Below are 996 nucleotides of genomic sequence, written 5' to 3'. Positions count from 1 at the left end.
GAGCAATCAATTTATTAAGGGGTGCAGGCTAATGTTGGCAATCGCGCTATTTATATTAGGGCTTTTCGTTGGGATCAAATTCGGACGGAGATATCAAGATTTTCAGGACCTCATGCTTGCGCGGCGTGTCGCCAAGATCGTAGATCAGCGCGACCGTTTTGCGAAAGAACAGCAGGAATATGAGAAATGGGAACGGCAGGACGAGCGGATCAGGAAGGCCAACGACAACTTGAGAGAGGAGCTCAACTCATGATCGAAGCATTTTGCGGGTTACCAGGAGCCGGGAAGACATATCTCATGACCAGGCTTGCCGTGAAAAAAATGAAAAAGGGGCATCGAGTCTATGCAAATTTTCCTCTTAAGGGTGCAATTCGGTACACCCAAATCGAAGAACTCTTTGAGATCAAACGCCAACCAGGAGAAAAGCGTTCCCCTGTCATCCTCATTGATGAGGCTGGACTTATTGCCCCTGCCGGAGCGTGGAAAGCCATACCTTTCGACGTCATGGCCCATTGGCGGCAACATCGACATGCGGGCGTAAATATTTGGTATACAGCACAAGACTTGCGCGACGTGGCCGTTCCTCTGCGGCGCGTCACGCAATTTGTAAATTACGTAAGTAAGTTCGGCCCTATCATCAAGTGGCGAACGATCAACCCGACCAACAAGGGTAAATACGGATCAGGCTTCACATGGTTCGATAAATCCGTTGCGGAACAATATGACTCTTTCGCGGAAAACGTAGAACGTCAGAATTACTTGAAGGGAGTGTAATTCATGCTAGATAAAATTTTTCATGTGGTCGATGGTGTCACTCAGCTGAACGAGAAATCACTCCTGGAGAATACCGAAGCCAAGTTTACAGAATTGGTGGCCCTGCAGATCGGCGAGGCCCCGTCAAAAATTTACGGATGTCCGGTAGCAGACGGGAAGCATTTATGTTTTTCNCCTTGCAGGGACATTGACTATAGTTTCGCTTACGACAGAAAACAATTG

The 996-nt window shown here is 47.9% G+C and carries 2 protein-coding genes; both read left to right on the top strand.

Annotated features, from left to right (window positions below; all coding sequences use genetic code 11):
• Nucleotides 1-253 (top strand): hypothetical protein (locus C5F48_RS25535; RefSeq protein WP_219907848.1); only part of this gene is annotated, 253 nt, incomplete at its 5' end.
• The gene (locus C5F48_RS24130; RefSeq protein ID WP_181247786.1) at nucleotides 250-774 is read left to right on the top strand and encodes a zonular occludens toxin domain-containing protein; all 525 of its coding nucleotides are present in this window, start codon (nucleotides 250-252) and stop codon (nucleotides 772-774) included. The genes C5F48_RS25535 and C5F48_RS24130, both read left to right, overlap by 4 nt.
• Nucleotides 775-996 lie beyond the last annotated feature (222 nt).

Source organism: Cereibacter changlensis JA139 (genome assembly GCF_003034985.1).
GTDB lineage: Bacteria > Pseudomonadota > Alphaproteobacteria > Rhodobacterales > Rhodobacteraceae > Cereibacter > Cereibacter changlensis.
The sequence above is the reverse complement of the archived record's forward strand: the minus strand, read 5'-3'. Positions and strand labels throughout refer to the sequence as shown.

Excerpts from the sequence above, each read along its gene's own strand:
- C5F48_RS24130 (WP_181247786.1), top strand. The coding sequence starts at position 250 with ATGATCGAAGCATTTTGCGGGTTACCAGGAGCCGGGAAGACATATCTC.